The organism is Gordonia ajococcus, from assembly GCF_012974285.1.
Taxonomy (GTDB): domain Bacteria; phylum Actinomycetota; class Actinomycetes; order Mycobacteriales; family Mycobacteriaceae; genus Gordonia; species Gordonia amicalis.
Genome location: NZ_CP052884.1, coordinates 1151524 through 1172042 on the forward strand (window position 1 = coordinate 1151524; position 20519 = coordinate 1172042).

18 protein-coding genes and 1 pseudogene are annotated in these 20519 nt (G+C 69.3%); 9 read left to right on the plus strand and 10 right to left on the minus strand.

From position 1 onward, the window contains the following. Positions 1-2 precede the first annotated feature (2 nt). Together GAA2_RS05270 and GAA2_RS05275 are read right to left on the minus strand one after the other, a co-directional pair. Positions 3-2351, minus strand: coding sequence for a heavy metal translocating P-type ATPase (locus GAA2_RS05270; RefSeq protein WP_191834976.1), 2349 nt, complete (start codon positions 2349-2351; stop codon positions 3-5). Positions 2352-2368: 17 nt separating this feature from the next. Next, the gene (locus tag GAA2_RS05275) at positions 2369-2788 is read right to left on the minus strand and encodes an Hsp20/alpha crystallin family protein (protein WP_191834769.1); all 420 of its coding nucleotides are present in this window, start codon (positions 2786-2788) and stop codon (positions 2369-2371) included. Between the two features lie 183 nt (positions 2789-2971). Between GAA2_RS05275 and GAA2_RS05280 the strand changes: the two genes are divergently transcribed. Beyond that, a complete protein-coding gene (locus GAA2_RS05280) occupies positions 2972-3487 on the plus strand; it encodes a flavodoxin domain-containing protein (protein WP_191834770.1) in 516 nt (171 codons plus the stop codon). A 25-nt stretch (positions 3488-3512) separates the two neighbouring features. Here GAA2_RS05280 and GAA2_RS05285 read toward each other — a convergent pair whose 3' ends face one another. Further along, positions 3513-4067 (minus strand): hypothetical protein, encoded by a 555-nt coding sequence (locus GAA2_RS05285; RefSeq protein ID WP_191834771.1) that lies wholly within the window; start codon positions 4065-4067, stop codon positions 3513-3515. Between the two features lie 244 nt (positions 4068-4311). Between GAA2_RS05285 and ppsA the strand changes: the two genes are divergently transcribed. Next, positions 4312-6633, plus strand: coding sequence for a phosphoenolpyruvate synthase (gene ppsA / locus GAA2_RS05290; protein ID WP_024499829.1), 2322 nt, complete (start codon positions 4312-4314; stop codon positions 6631-6633). Between the two features lie 16 nt (positions 6634-6649). Here the strand turns inward: ppsA and GAA2_RS05295 are convergent, their stop codons facing one another. Then, positions 6650-7591, minus strand: a complete 942-nt coding sequence (locus GAA2_RS05295; RefSeq protein ID WP_024499830.1) for a 1-phosphofructokinase family hexose kinase — start codon at positions 7589-7591, stop codon at positions 6650-6652. A gap of 249 nt (positions 7592-7840) precedes the next feature. Here GAA2_RS05295 and GAA2_RS05300 point away from each other — a divergent pair, with 249 nt between their 5' ends. Further along, on the plus strand, positions 7841-8221 hold the full coding sequence (locus GAA2_RS05300) for a PadR family transcriptional regulator (RefSeq protein WP_024499831.1): 381 nt from the start codon (positions 7841-7843) through the stop codon (positions 8219-8221). Here the strand turns inward: GAA2_RS05300 and GAA2_RS05305 are convergent. The 3 genes and pseudogenes from GAA2_RS05305 to GAA2_RS05315 form a co-directional block, all read right to left on the minus strand. Continuing rightward, positions 8215-10962, minus strand: a complete 2748-nt coding sequence (locus GAA2_RS05305) for a cation-translocating P-type ATPase (RefSeq protein WP_191834772.1) — start codon at positions 10960-10962, stop codon at positions 8215-8217. The two genes, GAA2_RS05300 and GAA2_RS05305, sit on opposite strands and share 7 nt — an antisense overlap. Before the next feature lie 12 nt (positions 10963-10974). After that, the gene (locus GAA2_RS05310; RefSeq protein WP_191834773.1) at positions 10975-11538 is read right to left on the minus strand and encodes a hypothetical protein; all 564 of its coding nucleotides are present in this window, start codon (positions 11536-11538) and stop codon (positions 10975-10977) included. Then, positions 11516-12202 (minus strand): annotated as a pseudogene (locus GAA2_RS05315) (DUF4389 domain-containing protein); the annotation flags it as partial. The pseudogene GAA2_RS05315 and the gene GAA2_RS05310, both read right to left, overlap by 23 nt. Positions 12203-12538: 336 nt before the next feature. Between GAA2_RS05315 and GAA2_RS05320 the strand changes: the two are divergent. Beyond that, on the plus strand, positions 12539-13276 hold the full coding sequence (locus GAA2_RS05320; RefSeq protein WP_159405508.1) for a hypothetical protein: 738 nt from the start codon (positions 12539-12541) through the stop codon (positions 13274-13276). A 66-nt stretch (positions 13277-13342) separates the two neighbouring features. Next, on the plus strand, positions 13343-14479 hold the full coding sequence (locus GAA2_RS05325; RefSeq protein WP_191834774.1) for a DNA polymerase IV: 1137 nt from the start codon (positions 13343-13345) through the stop codon (positions 14477-14479). A 150-nt stretch (positions 14480-14629) separates the two neighbouring features. Here GAA2_RS05325 and GAA2_RS05330 read toward each other — a convergent pair whose 3' ends face one another. Together GAA2_RS05330 and GAA2_RS05335 are read right to left on the minus strand one after the other, a co-directional pair. After that, a complete protein-coding gene (locus GAA2_RS05330; RefSeq protein ID WP_191834775.1) occupies positions 14630-15805 on the minus strand; it encodes an alkaline phosphatase family protein in 1176 nt (391 codons plus the stop codon). After that, the gene (locus tag GAA2_RS05335) at positions 15802-16647 is read right to left on the minus strand and encodes a GNAT family N-acetyltransferase (RefSeq protein ID WP_191834776.1); all 846 of its coding nucleotides are present in this window, start codon (positions 16645-16647) and stop codon (positions 15802-15804) included. The genes GAA2_RS05330 and GAA2_RS05335 overlap by 4 nt, the downstream gene beginning before the upstream one ends. An 85-nt stretch (positions 16648-16732) precedes the next feature. On the opposite strand from GAA2_RS05335, the gene GAA2_RS05340 reads away from it, so the two are divergent. The 4 genes from GAA2_RS05340 (at position 16733) to GAA2_RS05355 (ending at position 19495) form a co-directional block, all read left to right on the plus strand. Continuing rightward, complete coding sequence (locus GAA2_RS05340) at positions 16733-17254, plus strand: YtxH domain-containing protein (protein ID WP_191834777.1); 522 nt, start codon at positions 16733-16735, stop codon at positions 17252-17254. Positions 17255-17337: 83 nt separating this feature from the next. Continuing rightward, entirely contained in the window at positions 17338-18060 is a 723-nt protein-coding gene (locus tag GAA2_RS05345; protein ID WP_191834778.1) for a YcnI family protein, read from the plus strand. Further along, positions 18053-18604: a copper resistance protein CopC gene (locus GAA2_RS05350; RefSeq protein WP_191834779.1), complete on the plus strand. Its 552-nt coding sequence runs from the start codon at positions 18053-18055 to the stop codon at positions 18602-18604. The genes GAA2_RS05345 and GAA2_RS05350 overlap by 8 nt, the downstream gene beginning before the upstream one ends. 3 nt (positions 18605-18607) lie before the next feature. Continuing rightward, positions 18608-19495 carry a copper resistance D family protein gene (locus GAA2_RS05355; RefSeq protein WP_024499842.1) on the plus strand — a complete coding sequence of 296 codons (888 nt, stop codon included), beginning with the start codon at positions 18608-18610 and terminating at the stop codon, positions 19493-19495. Between the two features lie 100 nt (positions 19496-19595). On the opposite strand, the gene GAA2_RS05360 is transcribed toward GAA2_RS05355, so the two are convergent. Further along, complete coding sequence (locus GAA2_RS05360; RefSeq protein WP_191834780.1) at positions 19596-20513, minus strand: alpha/beta fold hydrolase; 918 nt, start codon at positions 20511-20513, stop codon at positions 19596-19598. Positions 20514-20519: the final 6 nt, after the last annotated feature.

Sequence of the window (20519 nt, forward strand, 5' to 3'; positions counted from 1 at the left end):
GATCAGGGACTCGTCGTCTCGCCGGTCACGGGATCGGCCGGTGACGTGCTGGCCAGCGCGAAGTAGGTCTGCTCCTCCTGCGAGAAGTGGAGACGCAGCAGCGCATGCAGTCCGTACAGGGTCGCGATGACGTCGATGCGCTGGTCGTCGGTCACCCGGCCATATCGATCCGCGCGCAGACGATGAGCATGCACCCGGCGGCCCAGGCGGTCGATCTCGGCGTGCATGCGACTCATGGTCACCGTGGCTTCGCTGCTGCCCAGAGGTTTGGCCAGTGCCGGGTAGAGCAAGTCCTCCTCGGCATGCTCGTGGGGCAGGATCGTGGTCGTCAGCAGGTCGTCGACCTCGCGTAACCCGTTGAGCTCGGCCACCTCGTCGGTGGTCTCGGGATGGTGTGCGGAGTACAGGTCGACGAGCCGTTGAGCGGTGATCGTCAGCAGTGCGAGTTTCTCCCGCAGCGCATCGTGTTCGGCGGCGAACCGGTGCAGCAGCACATCGGTCGACTGGTCGATCTTGATGTCGGTCTGTGGTGCCCGGAGCGCGCGCAGCGCGTTGAGGATGACCGCGACGTCGATGGCCTCCTGGAGCAGGGCACCCGCGGTGGGCGGCAGGAATCCGAACGCCGCCACGATCATCGCGGCGAGGGACAGGCCCATCCCGACCCCGGCGCTCTGGAGCGCGATACGGCGGGAACGGCGGGCGATCTCCATCGCGGTGGCGAGCGGCTCGATGCTGTCGGTGGTGAGGATGACGTCGGCGGCCGCCGCACTGGCCGTCGACCCGCGTGCGCCCAGCGCGACCCCCACGGTCGCGCCGGCCAGGGCCGGGGCGTCGTTGACCCCGTCGCCGACCATCACCGTGGACGCCGCCGCCCGTTCCTCCCGGACGTGGGCGACCTTGTCGGCGGGACTCTGGTCGGGGAACACCTCGTCGATGCCGAGCAGGGTGCCGATCTCCACGGCGGTGGCCGGATGGTCGCCGGTGAGCAGCACGATCCGCTCGATCCCGGCGCTGCGGAGGCGGCGTAGTGTCCGCGGTGCGTCCGGGCGGATGGGGTCACTCATCGCGATGGCACCGGACGGCCGGCCGTCGACCTCGATCCAGGCGACGGCGGCACCGTCGAGTTCGCTGCCGCGCGCGACGGCCCGCGCCCAGTCGCCGTCCGGGGTGCTCCGCGCGCCCACCTCGACGGCGCGGCCGTCGACCAGGCCCGAGACGCCCCGTCCCGCACTTTCCTGCACGTCGGTCGGGACGGTCAGTTCGAGACCGCGACGGTTCGCCTCGCCGACGATGGCGGTCGCGAAGACGTGCGGCGACAGCTGTTCCAGCGACGCGGCCAGTCGGAGGAGTTCGACGGGGTCGTCGCCGGGGGCCGCGGTCACCGCGACCTGCTCCGGCCGGCCCGTGGTGAGGGTGCCGGTCTTGTCGACCATCAGCGTGTGGGCGCGCCCGAGGCTCTCCAGTGCTCCGCCGTCGCGGATGATGACGCCCATCCGGGAGGCCCGCGACAGGCCGGCCACGATCGCGATCGGCGCGGCCAGCAGCAGGGGACACGGCGTGGCCACGACGAGGACGGCCACCGCCCGGGTCATCGAACCGCTGACCAGCCAACTGATGCCCGCGACGCCCAGCGCGAGCGGAACGAACCAGACGGCGAGACGGTCGGCGATCCGGACGACCGGCGCGCGGTCGGCCGCGGCGTCGCCCGCCATTCGCACGATCCCCGCGAACGTGCTCTCCGCGGCAACCGAACGTGCGGTCAGCTCGAAGGTGCCGCCGGCGTTGACCGCGCCGGAGCGGACGCCGTCTCCTCGTCCACGGGTCCGCGGGAGAGGTTCGCCGGTGAGGACGGACTCGTCGAGCACCGCGTCGTCGTGCAGCCACCCGTCGGCGGGAACGATCTCGCCGTTGCCCACCGACAGGACGTCCCCGGGCCGCACGTCGTCGACGGCGATGACCGTGATCTGGGCACCGTCGCGGCGGCGGGCGAGGGACGGGGACCGGTCGATGAGGGCGCTGAGATCCTTGCGTGCGCGGCGGGAGGCGGACGCGTCGAGCAGCCGGCCGGTCGCGAGCATCACGCCGATCAGCGCTCCGGCCGCATATTCGCCGACGATCAGCGTCCCGGCGAGGGCGAGGGACGCGATGATGTCGACCCCGAAGTTCTGGCGCCGGAGGCCGGCGACGACCCACCACAGCGACGGGATGAGCGCGATGACGGTGCCGGCGATCCACAGCCAGTCAGCGGGCCGGTCCGACCCCGCCACCCAGAACGCCCCGCCGACGACGAACGCGGTGACGGTCGCCGCCAGCAGGAGCGCCTCGGCCGAGGGTTTGGCCGGCAGGCGCATGCGAGTGCTCAAGTGTCTCAGGAGCTTTCGATCTTGATCTGCTTTCCGGGGTTGCTCGGTGCGGTCAGTGGCACCGTGACGGTGAGTATCCCGTCGCGGTAGCCGGCCTTCACGTCGTCCTCGACGAAGCCCTTCGGCAGGGACATCGACCGGGTGAACTCACCGTAGGAGAACTCGGAGCGGCCGTCGTGGCTGCTGCGTTCGGTGCGCTGCGCGGTGATCGTCATGATCCCGTTGAGGATGGTCACGTTGATGTCCTTGGCGGGATCGATGCCAGGGAGTTCGGCGCGCACGACGTACTTGTCGTCGGCGAGCTCCTCTTCCACCCGGATCAGGTGGCCGCTGGGGCGGAGCATCCCGACGGCGGGGATGGTCGAGAAGAGGTCGGCGATGTCGGGCAGGAGGGAGCGGGTCGTGTGGTGTGCTGGTGTGGCCATGATGGTCCTCCGTCGTCGCGAGTGAATGGGGACACCACCATTGAACGCTCGGGCGCACCCCCGGCAGGAGGGTCGAAGGACATCTACCCGACCTCTTGGCCGAGCGGGCCGTTGTGAGCCCGGAGCGCGGGTGAACGGGGATACCATGACGGCGTCGTCCAGCTGAGAGATCGGGGTTTCGACATGCACACCGTGGTCGCGTACGGGAGCGCTCATGGAGCCACCGAGGGAATCGCACAACGGATCGCCGACGGGTTGCGGAACGGCGGGGACTCGGTGGAGTTCTGGCCGCTGCAGAGCGACCGGAGCCCGGACCGCGCCGACCGGCTCGTGATCGGCAGCGCCATTCACAACGGGCAATGGCTGCCGGACGCCGAGCAGGTCGCCGAGTCGGTGGCGAAGGACTCCGCAAGCCCGGTGTGGGCGTTCTCGGTCTCCTCGGTCGGCGCGACCTCGACCTTCCTGTCACCGCGGGTCGCACGCTTCCTGCGTCCACGCACTCCGCTGCCGCGCGCGGTCGCCGCGATCGAGGCGAGCGGGGCCCTGCGATCCCATCGTGCGTTCGCCGGTGCCATAGCGCCGGGTGACTGGCCGGGATTCGGCCGGATCATGTTCCGGCTCATGGGTGGGAAGTACGGTGACGCCCGTGACTGGGACGACGTGGATCGGTGGACCCGGGAGATTCTCGACGCCGGCTGAACAGCCCCGCCTCATCCGCCGTGCCTCATCCGCTCACCGGTCGCCACCACTCACGCTGATCCGGGACGGGGCCGCCACCGGCCAGGAGCGAATCCCGCGTCCGGTCGCCGACCACGTGATAGTGGATCGAATCCCGTTCGGCGACCACCATCAGCGGCCACCACAGGGCGTTGACGTAGTCGACGGCGCTGTCGTACCCGTCCCAGTCGTAGATGCCGCGGTAGCGATTGTCGCCGTCGGCGGTCATCCACAGCTTCGACACGAATCCGTCGAAGCCCGCGAACAGGACGGTGTTGCACACGCTCTCCACCCGGAAGATCCGGTGCGCCAGCCGGTTGCCGTCGACCCACCGCAGCCGGAAGCAGACGACGAGGCTGACCGGCTCGGTGACCGGATGGTTGTCGCGACGCGTCTCGCGGTAGACCGCGGCGGTGGTCCCGTCGGCGAAGGCGACGACGCGCCCGAGGTTCGGCGGCGGCTGGTGGAGTCGCCGCCCGATCAGGGACCGCAGAACCTCGGCGAAGCATCGCCCGAAGGCGATCAGCGCCCGCGGCCACGGTGTGGGATGCGGAGTGGCCATCTCAGGTGCGAGTCGAGTCTCGGAAGTTCACCATGTTTCCCCGGCTTCCGTCGGACGGTTCCGTCCCAGTCATTCGACCCCGCCGACCCGCCGCGGCTCAAGTGCCGAACGGCCTCCGGTCGGTAGAAGAAGGTCGGAACACACCTCGTGTCGACCTCGTCGAACCGAAGACATGGACTTTGGTCACTTCCGCCGTCGCCGTTGGTCACTAGGGGAAGGCCCGAGGAAAGACCATCGTGGGTATATGACGCATGTGCTGACCTTCTCGGAGCTCGGATTCGATCAGTTGTCACTGGTGGGGGGCAAGGGTGCGAACCTGGGCGAACTCGTCACCGCGGGACTCCCGGTGCCGGACGGATTCGCGCTGACCGCGGAATCGTTCGCGGTCTCGATGGAACACGGCGGGGTTCGGGCCGAGTTGCTCGCCACCCATCGGGAGGCGCTGTCGGCCGTCGGCGACGACGCACGCATGGCCGACCTGAGCAACCGGATGGCGGAGATGGTGACCAAGGCGGGTATCGCGCCGCAGATCGCCGCCGAGGCGCTCGCTGCATACCGGCGGCTGGCCGACGGCGGCTCCGACGTCAACGTAGCGGTACGGTCGTCGGCGATCGGCGAGGACGGCAAGGACGCCTCCTTCGCGGGGATGAACGCCACGTTCACCAACATCGGCGGTCCGGACGATCTGCTGGTCGCGATCGTGCGGTGCTGGGCATCGCTGTTCTCACCCCGCGTGATCACCTATCGCGCGGAGAAGGGCCTGACCTCCGAGCCCCTGATGGCTGTCGTCGTGCAGAAGATGGTGGCGTCGGCGACCGCGGGCATCGTCTTCACCGCCGACCCGGTCACCGGGAACCTCGATCATCTGGTCGTCGAGGCCGTCGAAGGACTCGGCGAGGCCGTGGTGTCCGGCGCGGTCACCCCCGACACCTTCCTGGTGTCGAGAACAGACTGTTCGATACTGCAGACCAGTCTGGGCAACCAGGAGTTCCGGATCGTGCGCGGTGACGACGGCCATGATCGCCGTGAACCGGTGGCGGCCGGCCGGTCCGAGCCGGTCATCGATCCGGCGACCGTGCAGGCCATCGCGCGGATGGCGTTGCAGGCCGAACAGCACTACGGGCGCCCGCAGGACATGGAATGGGCCGTCGATCCCGAAGGTCACATCTGGATCGTCCAGTCGCGGCCCATCACCACGCTGTCCGATGAGCAGACCACGACGGGCGGCGCCGATACGCAGGGGTCGGTGGCGCCACCCCGCGCGAAGGTGCTGGTGCACGGCCTCGCGGCCGCCCCCGGGATCGCCACCGGACAGGTCCGCATCCTGCATTCACCGCGCGACGGGCACCAACTCGTGGACGGCGAGGTGCTGGTGGCCCCGATGACCGACCCCGACTGGTTGCCGACCATCCGGCGCGCGTCGGCGGTGGTGACCGATCGGGGTGGCATCACCTGTCACGCCGCCATCGTCGCCCGTGAGGTCGGCGTGCCGTGCATCGTGGGAACACGCACCGGGACAACCGATCTGCAGCAGGGTGCGACGGTGACCGTCGACGGCGGCTCCGGTGAGGTCACCGCCGGCCGGACGGCGCGGCCCGCTGTCGCAAAGACGACGGAAGCCTCGGCGCCGCAACCGCGTTCGGATGTGATCACTGCGACCAAGATCTACGTGAACCTGGCCTCCGCCACGCATGCCGCGGAGGTCGGGGCGACCGACGTCGACGGCGTGGGCCTGCTGCGCGCCGAGTTCATGCTGACCGAGGCGCTGTCGGGCCGTCATCCGCGGGCGGTCATCGCCGCCGGCGAGTCGGACGCCTTCGTCTCGGCGATGGCCGACACGTTGTCCTCCATCGCCGGACCGTTCGGGTCCCGGCCGGTGGTGTACCGGACGACCGATCTGCGCAGCAACGAGTTCCGTGGCCTCGACGGTGGTGCGGAGTTCGAGCCGGAGGAACGCAATCCGATGATCGGTTTCCGCGGCTGTTACCGATACGTCCGCGAGCCGGAGGTCTTCCGGCTCGAGCTCGAGGCGCTCGCACGGGCCCGCGAGAGCCACCCGAACCTGCATCTGATGCTGCCTTTCGTGCGGACCCGCTGGGAGCTCGAACGCTGCCTGGAGCTGATCGACGAGAGCCCTCTCGGTGATCACCGCGGGCTGCATCGCTGGGTGATGGCCGAGGTTCCCTCGGTGATCTACTGGCTGCCGGAGTACGTCGACGCGGGCATCGACGGGGTGTCGATCGGCAGCAACGACCTCACCCAGCTGATGCTCGGCGTCGACCGTGACTCCGAATCGTGCGCCGAACTGTTCGACGGCAGCGACCCGGCGGTCCTCGACGCCATCGCCCAGATCATCTCGACGGCCCGCCGCTGCGGGATCACCTCGTCGTTGTGCGGGCAGGCTCCGTCCACCAACCCGGCATTCGCGGAACTGCTCGTGAAGATGGGGATCACCTCGGTGTCGGTGAACCCCGACGCCGTCGCCGCGACACGGCTGCACGTCGCTCGAGCCGAACGGCGCCTGCTCGTCGACGCGGTGCTCCACGAACGGCTCGGGGACTCCTAGTCGCCCGCCCCGGTGGTCACGCCGACGACACCGGGGATGTCTGCCCGTACAGCCGATCGACATCCTGTGCCCGGCACGGCTCGGTACCCGGGGTGAGCATCGCCGCGGCACCGGCCGCGGTGCCGTACCGCACGGCGTCGACGATCGGCCATCCCCGCGTGAGGGCGACCGCGATGGCGGCGACCATGGCGTCGCCCGAACCCACCCCGGTCCCCACGCCTGCCGGCACCGGCACCCCGGCGACATCGTGATCCTCGTCGGCGGTCACCACCAGCGCGCCCTGCGCGCCCAGCGACACCACGACGACCTCACTGATGTGGTGACGGATCAGGTCCCGGGCGGCCGCGACCTGCGCGGCACGATCGGGTAGTGGGGCGCCGGTCAGGTCGCGTAGTTCCCGCACACTGGGTTTGACGAGATAGGCGCCGGTCACCCAGGGCAGCGCGGCGCCGTTGGTGTCGACGACGAGGAGGCACCCGTGATGAGCGGCGATGCGCGACACCGCGCCGAAGAAACCCGGTGAACACCCCGGCGGGAGGCTGCCGCTGACCACCAGCATCGAGGCCGCCGAGGCATTCTCGTAGATGACCTTCAGGCACCGCAGCTCCTCGTCGGCCTCGAGGTGGGGACCGGGCAGTACGAACCGGTAGCACTCGCCGCTGTGCTCGTCGACGATCACCAGTGACTCGCGGGTGGGTTCGGCCACCGGTACCGGGCATGCCTCGAGGGGGTCGGCGGCGAGCAGCGACTCCACCCGCTGCCCCGTGTACCCGCCGGTCGTGAAGACCGCGGTGGCGGTGACGCCGAGCCGCGTCGCCGCGCGAGCGACGTTGATACCACCCCCGCCGGGGTCGTAACGCGGATGGCCACAACGCATCTTGGAGCTCGGCAGCAAGCGCGGGACGGTCGAGTGGATGTCCAGCGTGGGATTCATCGTGACGGTCAGTATGTGCGGCACGTGAATCACCTCCGGGAAGGGTATGCGGTCGCCAGATGGCCTCCGATCCAAATCTCCTCCGGTCCGGGCCGTCCCGTAAGGGCATTTCGACTCATGCCGTGGTGTCCGGCACCGGGGAGGAGTTCGGGGCTCCTCGACGCGGGCGGGCTGACCTGCGCTCACACCCGTCGAATCGGGGCACTGCGACCCTTTCGGGCACACCCGATCCGGTGCATTGTGGAAGGACCCCCGACGAAGGGAGGAGCGTCGATGAAAGCGATCGAACGCGCCGCGATTCGGGTGCACATCCTGGGTATCGCATTGCAGCCGGGCACGCAGGACCGAGTCCTCGAGGAGCTGGTGCGCCGCGGCTACCGGGTGCAGCCGAGCGACCTACATCTGGTTCTCGACGAACTCATCGGACGCGGCCTCCTCGCCGCCCAGGACGAGATGATCGGATACCAGAAGCGCCGCACCTACGAGACGACACCTGCCGGACGGATGTCCTGGGCCGAGGAATGTCGCGCACTGAGCAAACTCACCCACGAGGTGTTCGGAACCCGCCTACCGCCGTTGCCTCCGCACGTCGGCATCGACGATTCGCAGGCCTGGTTGTCCGGAGCCGACCTCGAGGACGTGGACGATCAGTGAGCGGAGCGGGCATCCGCCTGCCCTCGGCGCCGCGCCCACCGGTACAGTTCGTCGGCACCCCAGACCACGACGGGCATGGGTAGCAGCCACACCAGGAGATCCGCCGGCGGTGTCGTCGTGCCGAAGAGGTCCTGACACGCCGGCACCGTGACCACCACCACGACGAAGGTGAGCTCGAAGGCGAAGCCCCACAACAACAGCCGATTGCTGAACACGCCGATCGAACTCAGCGGTGCGCGTTGGCACCGTGAGGCCATCGCGGTGCCGAACTGGCAGGCGACGATGCCGAGGAAGGTCATGGTCGTGGCCAGTTCCCACGTCGAGTGGAGGGGGCCGCTGTCCACCGGGTCGCCGAAGTGCCAGCCACCCCGCCACAACGTGCCGAGGAACAGGGCCACCACCAGGATCGTCGACACCCCGCCGAGGAGTCCCCACGACCGAAACAGAAGTTCCCGGTCCACGACGTTCTGGGTCCGGCGGCGCGGTGCCCGGTTCATCAGACCGGGTTCGGCCTTCTCGCGACCCAGGGCCAGGGCGGGAAGTGTCTCCGTGCCCAGGTCGATGGCGAGGATCTGCATGACCGTCAACGGAAGTGGGATGTTGCCGCCGGACAGGGCGTACATCAGGAACGGCACGACCTCCGGGGTGGCGTGCGCGAAGATGTACACGATGAACTTGCGGACGTTGTCGTAGACACGACGACCCGCGGCCACCGCGGTGACGATGGTGGCGAAGTTGTCGTCGGTCAGCACCATCGTCGCCGCCTCCCGGGCCACGTCGGTGCCGTTGCGTCCCATCGCGACACCGATGTCCGACCTGCGCAGCGCGGGTGCGTCGTTGACCCCGTCCCCGGTCATCGCCACCACCTCGCCCAGATCGCGCAGCGCGTCGGTGATCCGCAGTTTGGCCTCGGGGGAGGTGCGGGCGAAGACCAGTTCGGTGCGGCGCTCCAGGAGCCGGTCGAGTTCGGTCTCGGGCATCGCATCCAGATCGGGTCCGCTGATCACCTCGAGTCCGTGATGGGAGCCGATGCCCACACCCTCGGCGATCCCCCGTGCGGTGAGGGCATGGTCGCCGGTCACGACCATGATGCGGATGCCCGCGCGATGGCAGACGTCGATGGCCTCACGGACACCCGTGCGGGGAGGGTCCATCATCGCCACGATGCCGTCGAGCGTCAGATCACGTTCGGCGCCGGCACGGTCGATGGTGCCCACCTGTGCCGGGCCGACGGACTTCGACGCCACGGCGAGCAGCCGCAGACCCTGACCGGCCCAGCGGGCGATGAGCGCGTGGAGTTCCGCACGGTCCGTGGCGGTCAGCGCTCGATCGGCGAGGTGTGTGCACAGCTCGAGGACCTCCTCCGGTGCGCCCTTGACGTTGACCCGTCCGCCGTCGGCGGTCGGCACGACCGTGGACATCCGCCGCAGTGCCGGATCGAAGGCGAACGTCCGGCGCACTGCGGCCGGCCCGCCCGTGGTGCGGGAGGCCGTGGAATCGCCGGCACGGGGCGGGGTGACCCCGAGACCGGACGCCGCCCGGAGCAGCGCCAGCTCGGTGGGGTCGCCGAACTCGGTGATCGTCCCGGACTCGTCGACATCGATGGTCGCCGAACAGCAATCGGTCATCACCTGTGCCACATGTCGGAGCGAGGCCGACGGGGTTCCGTCGAGGGGGAGTCCGACGACGCCGGCCGGTGTCCAGATCTGCGTGACCGTCATCCGATTCTGTGTCAGGGTGCCCGTCTTGTCGGTGCAGATCACCGTCGTCGACCCGAGTGTCTCCACCGCCGAGATCCGTTTGACCAGCGAACCGTTGCGCGCGAGGATGCGAACGCCCAGCGCCAGGGCGAGGGTGATGGTGGGCAGCAGTCCCTCGGGGACGTTGGCCACCAGCAACCCGATCGCGAAGTTGACCGAATCGCGCAGCGAGAGGCCGGCCAGCGCCGTGCCGAGCGGGATGAAGGCGAGTCCCATCGCGACGGCCACGGCGGCGATCAGCCACGCCACCCGTTTCACCTGCCGCTCCAGCGGACTCTCGTCGTGACCGATCCGCTGCGACAGCGAGGCGATGTGCCCGAGTTCGGTGTGCATCCCGGTGGCGAACACCACCGCGCGGCCGTCCCCGCCCACGACATTCGTTCCGCTGAACACGATGTCGGTCGCCTCGACGATCGGCCCGGTGCCGGCGGCGGCCTGCGTCTGCAGGTGCACGGGAACCGACTCACCGGTCAGCGTGGACAGATCGACCTCGACGGAACCGCCGATGAGTCGCGCATCGGCCGATACCCGGTCGCCTTCGGCGAGGTGGATGACGTCACCGGGCACCAGTTCGGAGGCCGGGATCTCCTCCTCCGGCCCCTCCCGGATCACGCGGGCCGTCACCGGGATGATGTCGGCCAGCGCCTCCACCGCCCGTTCGGCATGGCGTTCCTGGACGAAGGCGAAGGCCGCGTTGATCACGATCACCACGACGATCGCCACGGACAGCGGCTGCGAGCCGCTGATCCACGCCAGCAGCGCGGCCACCCACAGCAACAGCGCGAGGGGGTGGGTCAGCTGGCGGAGCAACTGACCGAACCAGCGGCTCCCGCGGGTTCTGGTGAGTGTGTTGGGTCCGTGGATCAGGCGTCGCCGCTCGACCTCCCGCAGGGACAACCCGTTCGGGGACGATCCGAGGTCGCGCAGCAGCTGCTGGATGTCTTCCTGGGGATCGACTTCCATCTCGTCGGGCACGGTCATCGTGGCCGGCCCTCAGCGGTGGCTGTCGATGTCGAACTCCAGCCACTCGGCCTCCCACCGTCGCATGCGATGCCGGTCGGCGGCCGCCCGGACCAGAAGGACCAGCCCCCACCAGCCCAGGGTGGTCAGCATGACGACACCGAGTCCGGCCATGATGCCCTCCACGACGGCGTCGGTGGTGGTGGTGCGCGGCGGGTCCGCCGGCTTGTCCTCGTCGTCGAGCCAGATGATGCGGACCCGGCCGACGCGGTCGTGCCGTTCGGTGTCCACCGCGGCGGTGGCGCGCGAGCCGTCGGGCCGCCGCCAGGCGACGATGGTCGAATCGTCGTCCGGCTTGGGCATCGTGACGACGGTGGCACTCACCGAATGTCGCGGTCCCTGGACCTCGACGGCGGCCTTGTGGGTGGCATACGTGTTGCCGCCAATGGTCAGTGCGACGAGTAGGCCCGCCAGGGCCGACACCCAGAGCGCCAGCAGCACAAGTGTTTCCACCCGGTCCGTCGGACGGACGAGCCGGTTGGACGAGGCGTGCATCAGCCGCCAGCTGTGCAACTCACGGGAGAGGAACCGCAACATCGCGGGCTCCTGTCGAGTCGGTCGGTTCGTCCCCGCCCTGATCGAGCCGGAAGGGTGGGTACTCGTCTCGCATCAGCGCCGCATACGCCCACACCCGGTACTGCCACCGGTTGATGCCCATCGCGAAGTCGAACAGTCCGCGCGGGTACGCGCCGGTGAAGAGCAGCGCGACTGCGGCGAAGAACGCCACGAGCGCCAGCACCGGCGCGATGGTCACCCGGCCGTCGTCGCCCTGGGCCACATATCCGACGGCCAGCGGGCCGCCCAGCCACCCGCCGGCGAGTACCGCGAGGATGAGGTAGTGGGGGATTGCCAGCAGCCACCACTTCACCAGCACGAGGCCACGGGACAACCGCTCGGGGTACACGACATCGAAGTCGGCGGGATAGTCGGTTCGACGCAGCGCGAACGGCGGATACCGGTCGGTGGCGAACGCGGAGTGCGTGTAGAAGGCGACGCGCCAGTTCCACCGGATGACCCCGACGTTGAAGTCGAACAGGCCACGCGGATAGCGACCGGTGAACAGGATCGCGAAGCCGGCCACGACGGTGCAGAAGAAGAACGCGATGTCCAGCGCGATCAGTATCAGGAAGTGCGGTATCGCCAGCAACCATTTGATCAGCCACAGCCACCGCGACAGCGGTTCGTCGAGATGTCCGGTCAACGTCACTGCGTGCATCGTCTCGAGTCCTCCCGTCGAAGCCTCTGAATCGAGTGAAACCCGCCGGGCGCGGGAAAGGAAGGGTCTTCGGTGAAGTGTCGGGGGGCCGATGTGCCGACCGAGTCTGGGTAAAAAGGCCCATTGCGCTGCGCATCGGTATCCGAAATGACCGAATTCCGCAGTTTTCAGTCATTCGACTCACGGTTTGTCCGAATCCTCGCTATTGTGATCGTGCGCTTCGTTAACGGCATCGAAGGGGGTGTCGAAGCGTAGGGGGTCAACACCGGGGTGGGAATTCCATTTCGGAGCATCAGTGGTCTACATGTGTGGAGGGCTCAGTTGACCAGGACTCTGTCGGCGCGCGCGTCCAAGCGAAGCGTCCGCAAATTTCTCGAACCGTCGGCAATCGCCGAGGCCATCGCCATCGAGCAGCACATCGTGCTGCCCGGATATCAGGCGCTGACCCACTATTCGTCGACCTTCGGACTGACCGAACATCTGGTCCGTGAGATCGACGACGCGGCGCGACGCCACCAGGCGATCGTCGCCCAATTGCAGCGGATGCATGCCGATGCGCTTGCCGCGGAGACGGTTTCGTCCGCTCAGCAAGAGGTGTTGGCTGCACTGGGGCTCCTCGAGCCCGGCTCGGGCGAGGCTGCCGATGCCACGCCGCCGCGCCCGGTGCAGGTGTGCCACCTCATCCAGTCGTATCCGGGCCGGGCGGGGGAACCCACCTCGCGGGCCGTCGTCTCGCTCGCTTTCCTGCTCGTCGCGGTTCATGCGCTCACCGATCCGACGAACTGTGGAACAGCTTCTCCCGCACTGAATCTGGTTCCGCCGCCGCTGCATCGTGACCGTGCGCTGCTGGAGAAGGTGCTCACCCACACGGTGGCCGCATTCGACGCATCGTCGCTCTCGGCGCTGACCGGGTTCATCGCCGAGGCGGGTGAGTCGTTCGCCGGCTGGTCGACCGAGACGAACCGCGGGTTGTCGGTGCTGCGCTACAACCCGCATTCGCTGCGCACGTCGTGCCGGAGCGTGGGACTCGGCGAGATCGACGTCCGTATCGCTGTCTGACTTCGGCGACCGACTGCGGTGACTGACTGCGGCGACTGATCGCCGGTCCGTGGTTACCCTGGCGGGGTGACCACGTCGGTTTCGCAACGCTATCGGTGGCTGTTGCACGTCGACCTCGACCAGTTCCAGGTGTCGGTCGAGCGGCTGCGCAGTCCGGAGCTCGTCGGTGTCCCGGTCATCGTCGGCGGCAACGGCGATCCGACCGAGGCCCGCAAGGTGGTGACCTGCGCGTCGTATGAGGCGCGGGATGTCGGCGTGCGGGCCGGGATGCCGCTGCGTGCTGCCTACCGCAAGCTGCCCGACGCGGTGTATCTGCCGCTGGACATGGGTGCGTACGACGCCGCGTCGGCCGACGTCATGGATGTGCTGCGCGGGACCGGTCATCCCGTCGAGGTGTGGGGCTGGGATGAGGCGTACCTCGGTGTCAGTGCGCGGGGTGCCGAGGTCGACCCGTTCGACGATGCCGCCATCGTCGACTTCGCCGAACGGGTACGGCAGGAGATCCTCGAACGGTGCGGTCTGACCAGCTGCGTTGGTATCAGCGACAACAAGCAGCGCGCGAAGATGGCCACCGGTTTCGCCAAGCGGCCGCCCGGAGCCACACCCGACGACGGCGTCGGCGCGCCACGCGTGTTCCTGCTCGACGACCGCAACTGGCTGGACCTGATGGGTCAGAGGCCGACTCGCGACCTGTGGAGCGTCGGGCCGAAGACCTCGGCCAAACTCGCTGCCAACGGTGTGGAGACCGTCAACGACCTCATCGCGACACCACGCGACGACCTGATCGCCACCTTCGGTCCGCACCAGGGCAATTGGCTGTACGTCCTGTGCCGGGGCGGCGGCGACTCGACGATCACCGCCGAACCGTGGCTCGCCCGTTCGCACTCCAAGTCGCGGACCTTCGCCACCGACATCGCAGATCCGTCCGAGATGCGCACCGCCGCTGCCGAACTGCTGCGTGAGCTGCTCGACCAGGTCGTCGCCGAAGAACGCCTACCGTTCCGCGTCGCGGTGACCGTCCGCACCACGACCTTCTACACGCGCACCAAGTCCCGGAAACTCCCCGCGCCGAGCCTCGACTTCGATCAGCTCGAAGCCGTGGTCGCCGACCTGCTCACCAAGTTCGACATCGACCGCCCGGTCCGCCTCCTCGGCGTGCGCCTGGACCTGGTGACCGACGAGGAGGACGCGCCGGTGGCGTGACCTCGATACGCGGCGTCCTCGCTGCGCTCGGTCGTCGCTACTCGGCCAGCAGGGGGGGGTACCCGGCCAGCGTGGGCAGCTACCGGTCAGCGGGGGCTGCTCGGTCAGCGGGGGCTGCTCGGCCAGCGGGGGCTGCTCGGCCAGCAGGAGTCACCCCTGCGCAATCACTAGCGGCACAAGCTGTTCCGCGGCCGTCCAGGCGCCGTGGTGGCCGATCATCTTCGACTCCATCGTCTCGCTCGTGGAGCGTGTCAGCGTCACCGAGTCCCGCGCCACCGCGACCACGTCCCCGATCCGACGCGCCACGGCGTCAGTCACCTCGGGTCCGAACCACCCCTCGTCGATGGTCTGCTCCCGCGTGACGACGTGCGCCGCGTCGCCGAGATACCCCGACCATGCCTTCAGGACGTCATCGGCAGCACCGGACGTCGCGTACACGTGCCGCGCACGCGCCTCACCGGCCACGGCGTCGACACCGTCGAGAAGTTCTGGCGCGGTGTCGATGTCGATGGCGCGGTCGGCGGTGATCATCCCGTGGTCGGCGGTGACGAGCAGTGTTGTCCCGGAGGGCAACTCGGCGGCGAGATCGGCCACGAGCCGATCGACCATCCGGAGCTTCTCCAGCCACTCCGGAGAACCAGGACCGTGGATGTGTCCCGCGGTGTCCAACTCGCTGTAGTAGGCGTACACGAACCGGCGATGACGACTGTGTCCGCGCACGGCGGCCAAGACGCCGTCGCGCACCCCGTCGGGGGTCACCGCCGGCACGTACTGGCCGGGCGCGCGGAACGCTGCCAGGGTCAGACCCGTGCCGCGGAACTCCCCGGGCATCACGTACGTCACCCGAGCGCCCTCATCCGCAAGCGCTTCCAGGCTTCCCGGGTGCGTCCGCACCAGAGCCGGGGGATAGGTGACCAGCGCCGAGGGGCCGTGCGCGTCGTCGAGACTCCAGCGCAGCGAGTTCAGCACCCGGCGTGATCCCCGTGTCCGACAGTCGTCGTCGGGCCGGAAGCTGTATCCGATGATCCCGTGCACGCCGCACGCCGCCCCGACCGTCAGACTCAGGATGCTGGTCGCCGTGGTCGCCGGGAATCCGGCACGCAGCGTGGTCGCGGTCAGCTCGCGCAGCGTCGGCGCGGAATCCGCGTACTCCTCCAGCAGCGTCGCCCCGAGCCCGTCGATGAGCAACACCACCACCGAATCGCCAGGTGGCACAACCAGGTCCGACGATGCGGACATTCCCAGCGCAGAGGACACCGCGGGCAGGACGTCGGCGAGTGTGTGCGGGTACCGGTCCCAATCCGCGGGGGTCAGTTCGACGCTCACCGCACCCCCGACCCCGCCGGACCGAACACGTAGTGACCCGACCGCAGGAACCGCACCGACCGTCGCGCCTCACCTTCGAGGAGCAACGGCGACATCGCGTCCCGCAGCGCGATCCGCCACCGCGCCGCGTCGAGCGGATGACTCACCCGCATCGCTTCGACGTCCCGCGGCAACGCCACCACCACGGTGGCGTCCGGGGCCACCCGCTCGTGATGGGCGACCGGACGCGACCGGTCGGAATCGTCGATCACCGGCACCGCACCGTCGGCGATCAGCGCCTCCACACTCCCGACACCATCGACGGCCTCGGGCAGCCCGTCCTCGAGCGCCCACGACACCAGCACCCGGTCGGAGTCGGCGTCGCCGCCCAGCTCGTCGCCCATCTCGCCGTAGAAGTCCTCGTAGTAGTGGACCGGCAGCGCGCCCAGCTTCGTGATGTTGAAATACGCGTTCCGCGCGACCAGCGGATCGAAGGTCCACCTGATCGTCGTCAGTCCACGCGCCAGCGCCCACTTCCGCTGATGCATCTTCAGCAGGTAGCCCACATGGTGGCCGCGTCCGCGTCGGGAGACCCCGGTGATGTGACTGTGCAGGGCCTCGCCGGCCGGCGCCGACAGGAACGCTACACTTCCGCCTGCCAGGTGATCGCCGATAAAAGCGCCGGACACGTAGTTGCCCGAATGCGACAACGCCCGCAGCATGTCGATGCCCACCGGGCGTCTCGTCGGGTCCGGCCGCCACACGTCGTCGAAGATCCGCATCAGTTCTTCGAGTTCGTCGGGCGAGGACAGCTCGCGGACCTCGACCGTGCGTACCTCGACAGGAGCCGGTGAAAGCGACATGCTGTCGATTCTTTCACCGCGCACCGACGAGTTGGCCGGGTTGGGTGAGTCGGTTGCGCGGGGACCCACTCCTTAGGATGGGGCCATGTCACGCACCGTCCGCACGCCCGACGTGTTCACACGCGTCGCCGCGGCCGGTGTGGTGCCCGCCGTCGCGATCGCCGCGCACGGTGCCGCCGGCGGCCAGATGCCCAGCTCAGGTGGCCTGGTGCTCACCGCGGCGATCGGCGTGGTCGCGGCGATGCTCCTGCAACCGGCGACCCGAGGCCGACGCCTCGCCCCGGCCACCGCGTCGGCCGTCGGCATCCTGACCGCCGCGCAGGTCGCGGGTCACTGGTCGCTCGCCGCCGACGCCGCACACGCCGGCCACGACGCCCCGGCGTTGCCGATGCTGTTGACGCACCTCGTCGCGATCCCGCTCAGCGCCGTGCTGATCGTCGTCGGCGCGCAGATGCTGGCCGTCATCGGGTCGGTCATCGCGTCGCTGATGCCGCCCGCCGCATTGCTCGCGCCCGGTGCACGCCCGGTCTTCTGGACGCAACGCGGTGTTCTCGCCGCTCCGCCCGTCGGCGGGACCGGCGTTCGTGGACCTCCGCTCGGCTTCTGACCCGCGCCACCACACCGAACCCTCGACGGTTCGGTGCTGTCGTGCGCAACGCCAGACTTCCGAACTCTTGAGAAAGAACCCAGATGAAGAACCTTGTCCTGACGCGGGCCACGACCGCTCGCCGCCTCGTCCTGCCCGCCGCCGCTGCCGCAGTCGTCGGTGTCGCCTCCCTGACCGGGGCGGGAGCGGCGTCGGCGCACGTCACCGCCAACGCCCCGACCGTCACCCAGGGTGGGTACGGCGTCGTCACGCTGGTCGTCCCCAACGAGTCCGACGCGGCTCCGACGACGTCACTGCGCGTGACCCTGCCCGGCCTGAAGTCGGCGCGCCCGGAGGTGATGAGCGGCTGGAAGTCGGTCGTCACCAAGAAGGACGATCTGGTCACCGAGATCACCTGGACCGCCGAACCCGGTTCGCCCGGGGTCCCGGTCGGCCAGTTCGGGCAGTTCCGCTTCTCCGGCGGCCCCTTCCCCGAGCAGGAGACCGTCACCCTCCCGACGCTGCAGACCTATGCCGACGGCGAGAAGTCCGACTGGAATCAGCCGACCCCGGCCGACGGCACCGAGCCCGAGAAGCCCGCACCGACCATCACCCTCGCGGCGGGCGGCGACGGACACGGCGCACACCATGTCGCAGCGCCCGAGGCCGGCACCGACGCGCCCGAGTCGCAGGCGACGAAGACCGCCCAGGCCGACTCCGCAGCCCGGTGGCTCGGCGGCATCGGACTGGTCGTCGGCGCGCTGGGCACCGTCTTCGGTGTCGCGGCGCTGATGGTTGCCCGACGCAATGGACGTGGCAATGCGTAAGCGCGCACTCCCGCTCAGCCGTTCGGTCCTGTTGACCTTGGCCGTGCTCGCCTGCCTGGGTCTGGTCGGCACCTGGTCGGCGCCCGCCGCGTCGGCGCATTCGCGTCTGGTGTCCTCCGACCCCGCCGACGGCGCGAGCCTCTCCGCTGGTCCGCCGACCGTCACCCTCACCTTCAACGAGGGAATCCAGTCGGCGTACGCGGTGCTCAACGTCGTCGGACCCGACGATCATTTCTGGCAGTCCGGTGACCCCAAGGTCGACGGCAGCGTTGTGAGCGTCGGCGTGCGTGAACTCGGCCCGACCGGGAAGTACACGATCAACTACCGGGTCACCTCCGCCGACGGACACGTCATCAGCGGGCAGCGCAGCTTCGAGCTGACGGTCGCCGGCACTGGTGAACCGGGTCCGCTCGCCGATGCCTCCGCTGACCAGTCCGATGACGGAATCCCGGTGTGGTACTTCATCGTCGGTGCCGTCGTGGTACTGGTCGTGGGTCTCGGTGTCGTGTTCTGGCTGACGCGCCGCCCCAAGACGCGGAGCTGACGCGTGAGGGTCGTGGCCGGTGTCCCGGCCCTGTTCGCCGGACTGCTGGTGAGCTGGTTGCTCGCCCGCCCCGACGGACCGGACACGGTGGCGATTCCCGCGACCCTCGCGCTCGGCGTCTGCGTCGTGGTTCTCGGCCTCGGCCTGTTGCCGACGGTCGACGCCGAGCCGTCGTCGAGACTGATCGGTGCACTCGCGGGCGTCTGGGTGGTGGCGACGCTGATCAGCGCCTGGGTGCGCACCGCCGATCGGTCCGGCGCGGACGTGCTCGACGTGAGTGCCGGCGACTTCGGTGAAGTCCTCAACTCCGGCGCCTCCGAGATGGTCGCGCTGGTCGCGGGTCTACTCATCGTCGTCTGGGCGGTGCTCGATCTGCTGACCGCGGTCGAGATCCCGGTCCTCGTGGTCGGGGTGCTCGCGGCGGTCGGGGTGCTGGCCACCGCGATCGCCGGGCACGCCGGCAACGACGCCTTCGGCCCCTTTCTCGTCGGCGCCCACGCGCTGGCCGCCGCTTGGTGGTGCGGTCTGCTCGTCGCGATGGTGATCGCGGTCCGCGGCCGGTCCGGGTGGGCGCGCAGTCTGCCGGTGTTCTCACAGCGTGCGCCGTGGGCCGTCGGCGTGATCGCGGTGACCGGCGTGGTTGCCGCACTGACGGAGATCGACGGCCTGTCAGCCCTGTTCACCACCGGTTACGGTCGGATTCTGCTGGCGAAGGTCGTCATCCTGGCGGCGCTGGTGGGCGTCGCCCTCTGGCATCGACGACGATGGGTGCCCGCCGCCGAACGCCACCGACTGACCGAGGCCGCGTCGATCCGCAACGCCGTCGTCGAACTGGTGCTGATGGCCGTCGTGCTGGGCCTCGCTGCGGGGCTCTCGGCGACCGCGCCCTGACCTCTGGCTGCCTGATCCGAAAGTAGCGACCCGACCCCTCGCTGCCTGAGGTGCGAGGAGCGCGAGCGACGAGCCACGAAGGCCTGGTGAGGTCGACCCCCTACTTCAACGCCCGCGCCTGATCCCAGATCGCGAGCAGTTCGTCGATGATGTCGGTGGCCATGTGGAGGGTGCTGAGATGGCTTTCGCCGGGCAGTTCGAACAGCTTGGCGTCGGGAAGCAACGACACCATGTGCTCACCGTGGGCGTAGGGAATGATGTGGTCGTGGTCGCCGTGCCACCAGCGCACGGGGACCTGGATGTCGGAGACGCGGAAGCCCCAGTCCTTGGCGAACACGACGACGTCGGCGAACGGCGCCTCCATCGCACGTCGGCCGCCGTGGAGCAGGTCGTCGAGGAACATCGCCCGGAACTCGGGCCGTTGCAGCAGTTCGCGGTCGGCGGCGGGGGACAGCCGTCCGTAGACGCTGATGGCCGGTTCGGCGACAGGCCGTGCGAAACGGAGCGCGACACTGAGGACCTGCCCGATCTGCGACCCCGCGACACCGACCGCCGGCGCCAGGAACGAGCCGAGTTTCATCGCGCCGCCGGGGATGCGGTCGGGGCCCACGGTCGGTGCGACACCGCCGAGAATGCCGACCGCGACCACCCGGCCGGGCATGGCGTGAGCCACACCGAGCGCGTACGGTCCGCCGCCGGAGAGTCCGATGATCGCGAACTCGTCGATGCCGAGTGCTTCGAGTACGTCGGCGAGGTCGGGCGCGAAGGCGGAGATGTTGTCGTACCGGTACGGCGTCGACGACCCGACACCCGGCCGGTCCAGTCCGATCAGACGAACCCCCCGTTCAGCGGCGAATCCGCGGGCTTCGACGGGGATCTGCCGCCGCGCTCCGGGTGTGCCGTGGAGCCAGATGATGGCTCGTCCGGTGGCTGATCCGTATTCGGCGAATCCGATGCGACGATCACCGTCGGCCACGGCGATCGACCCCTCGATCTTCGGACGGGCGATGTCGATCATGTGACC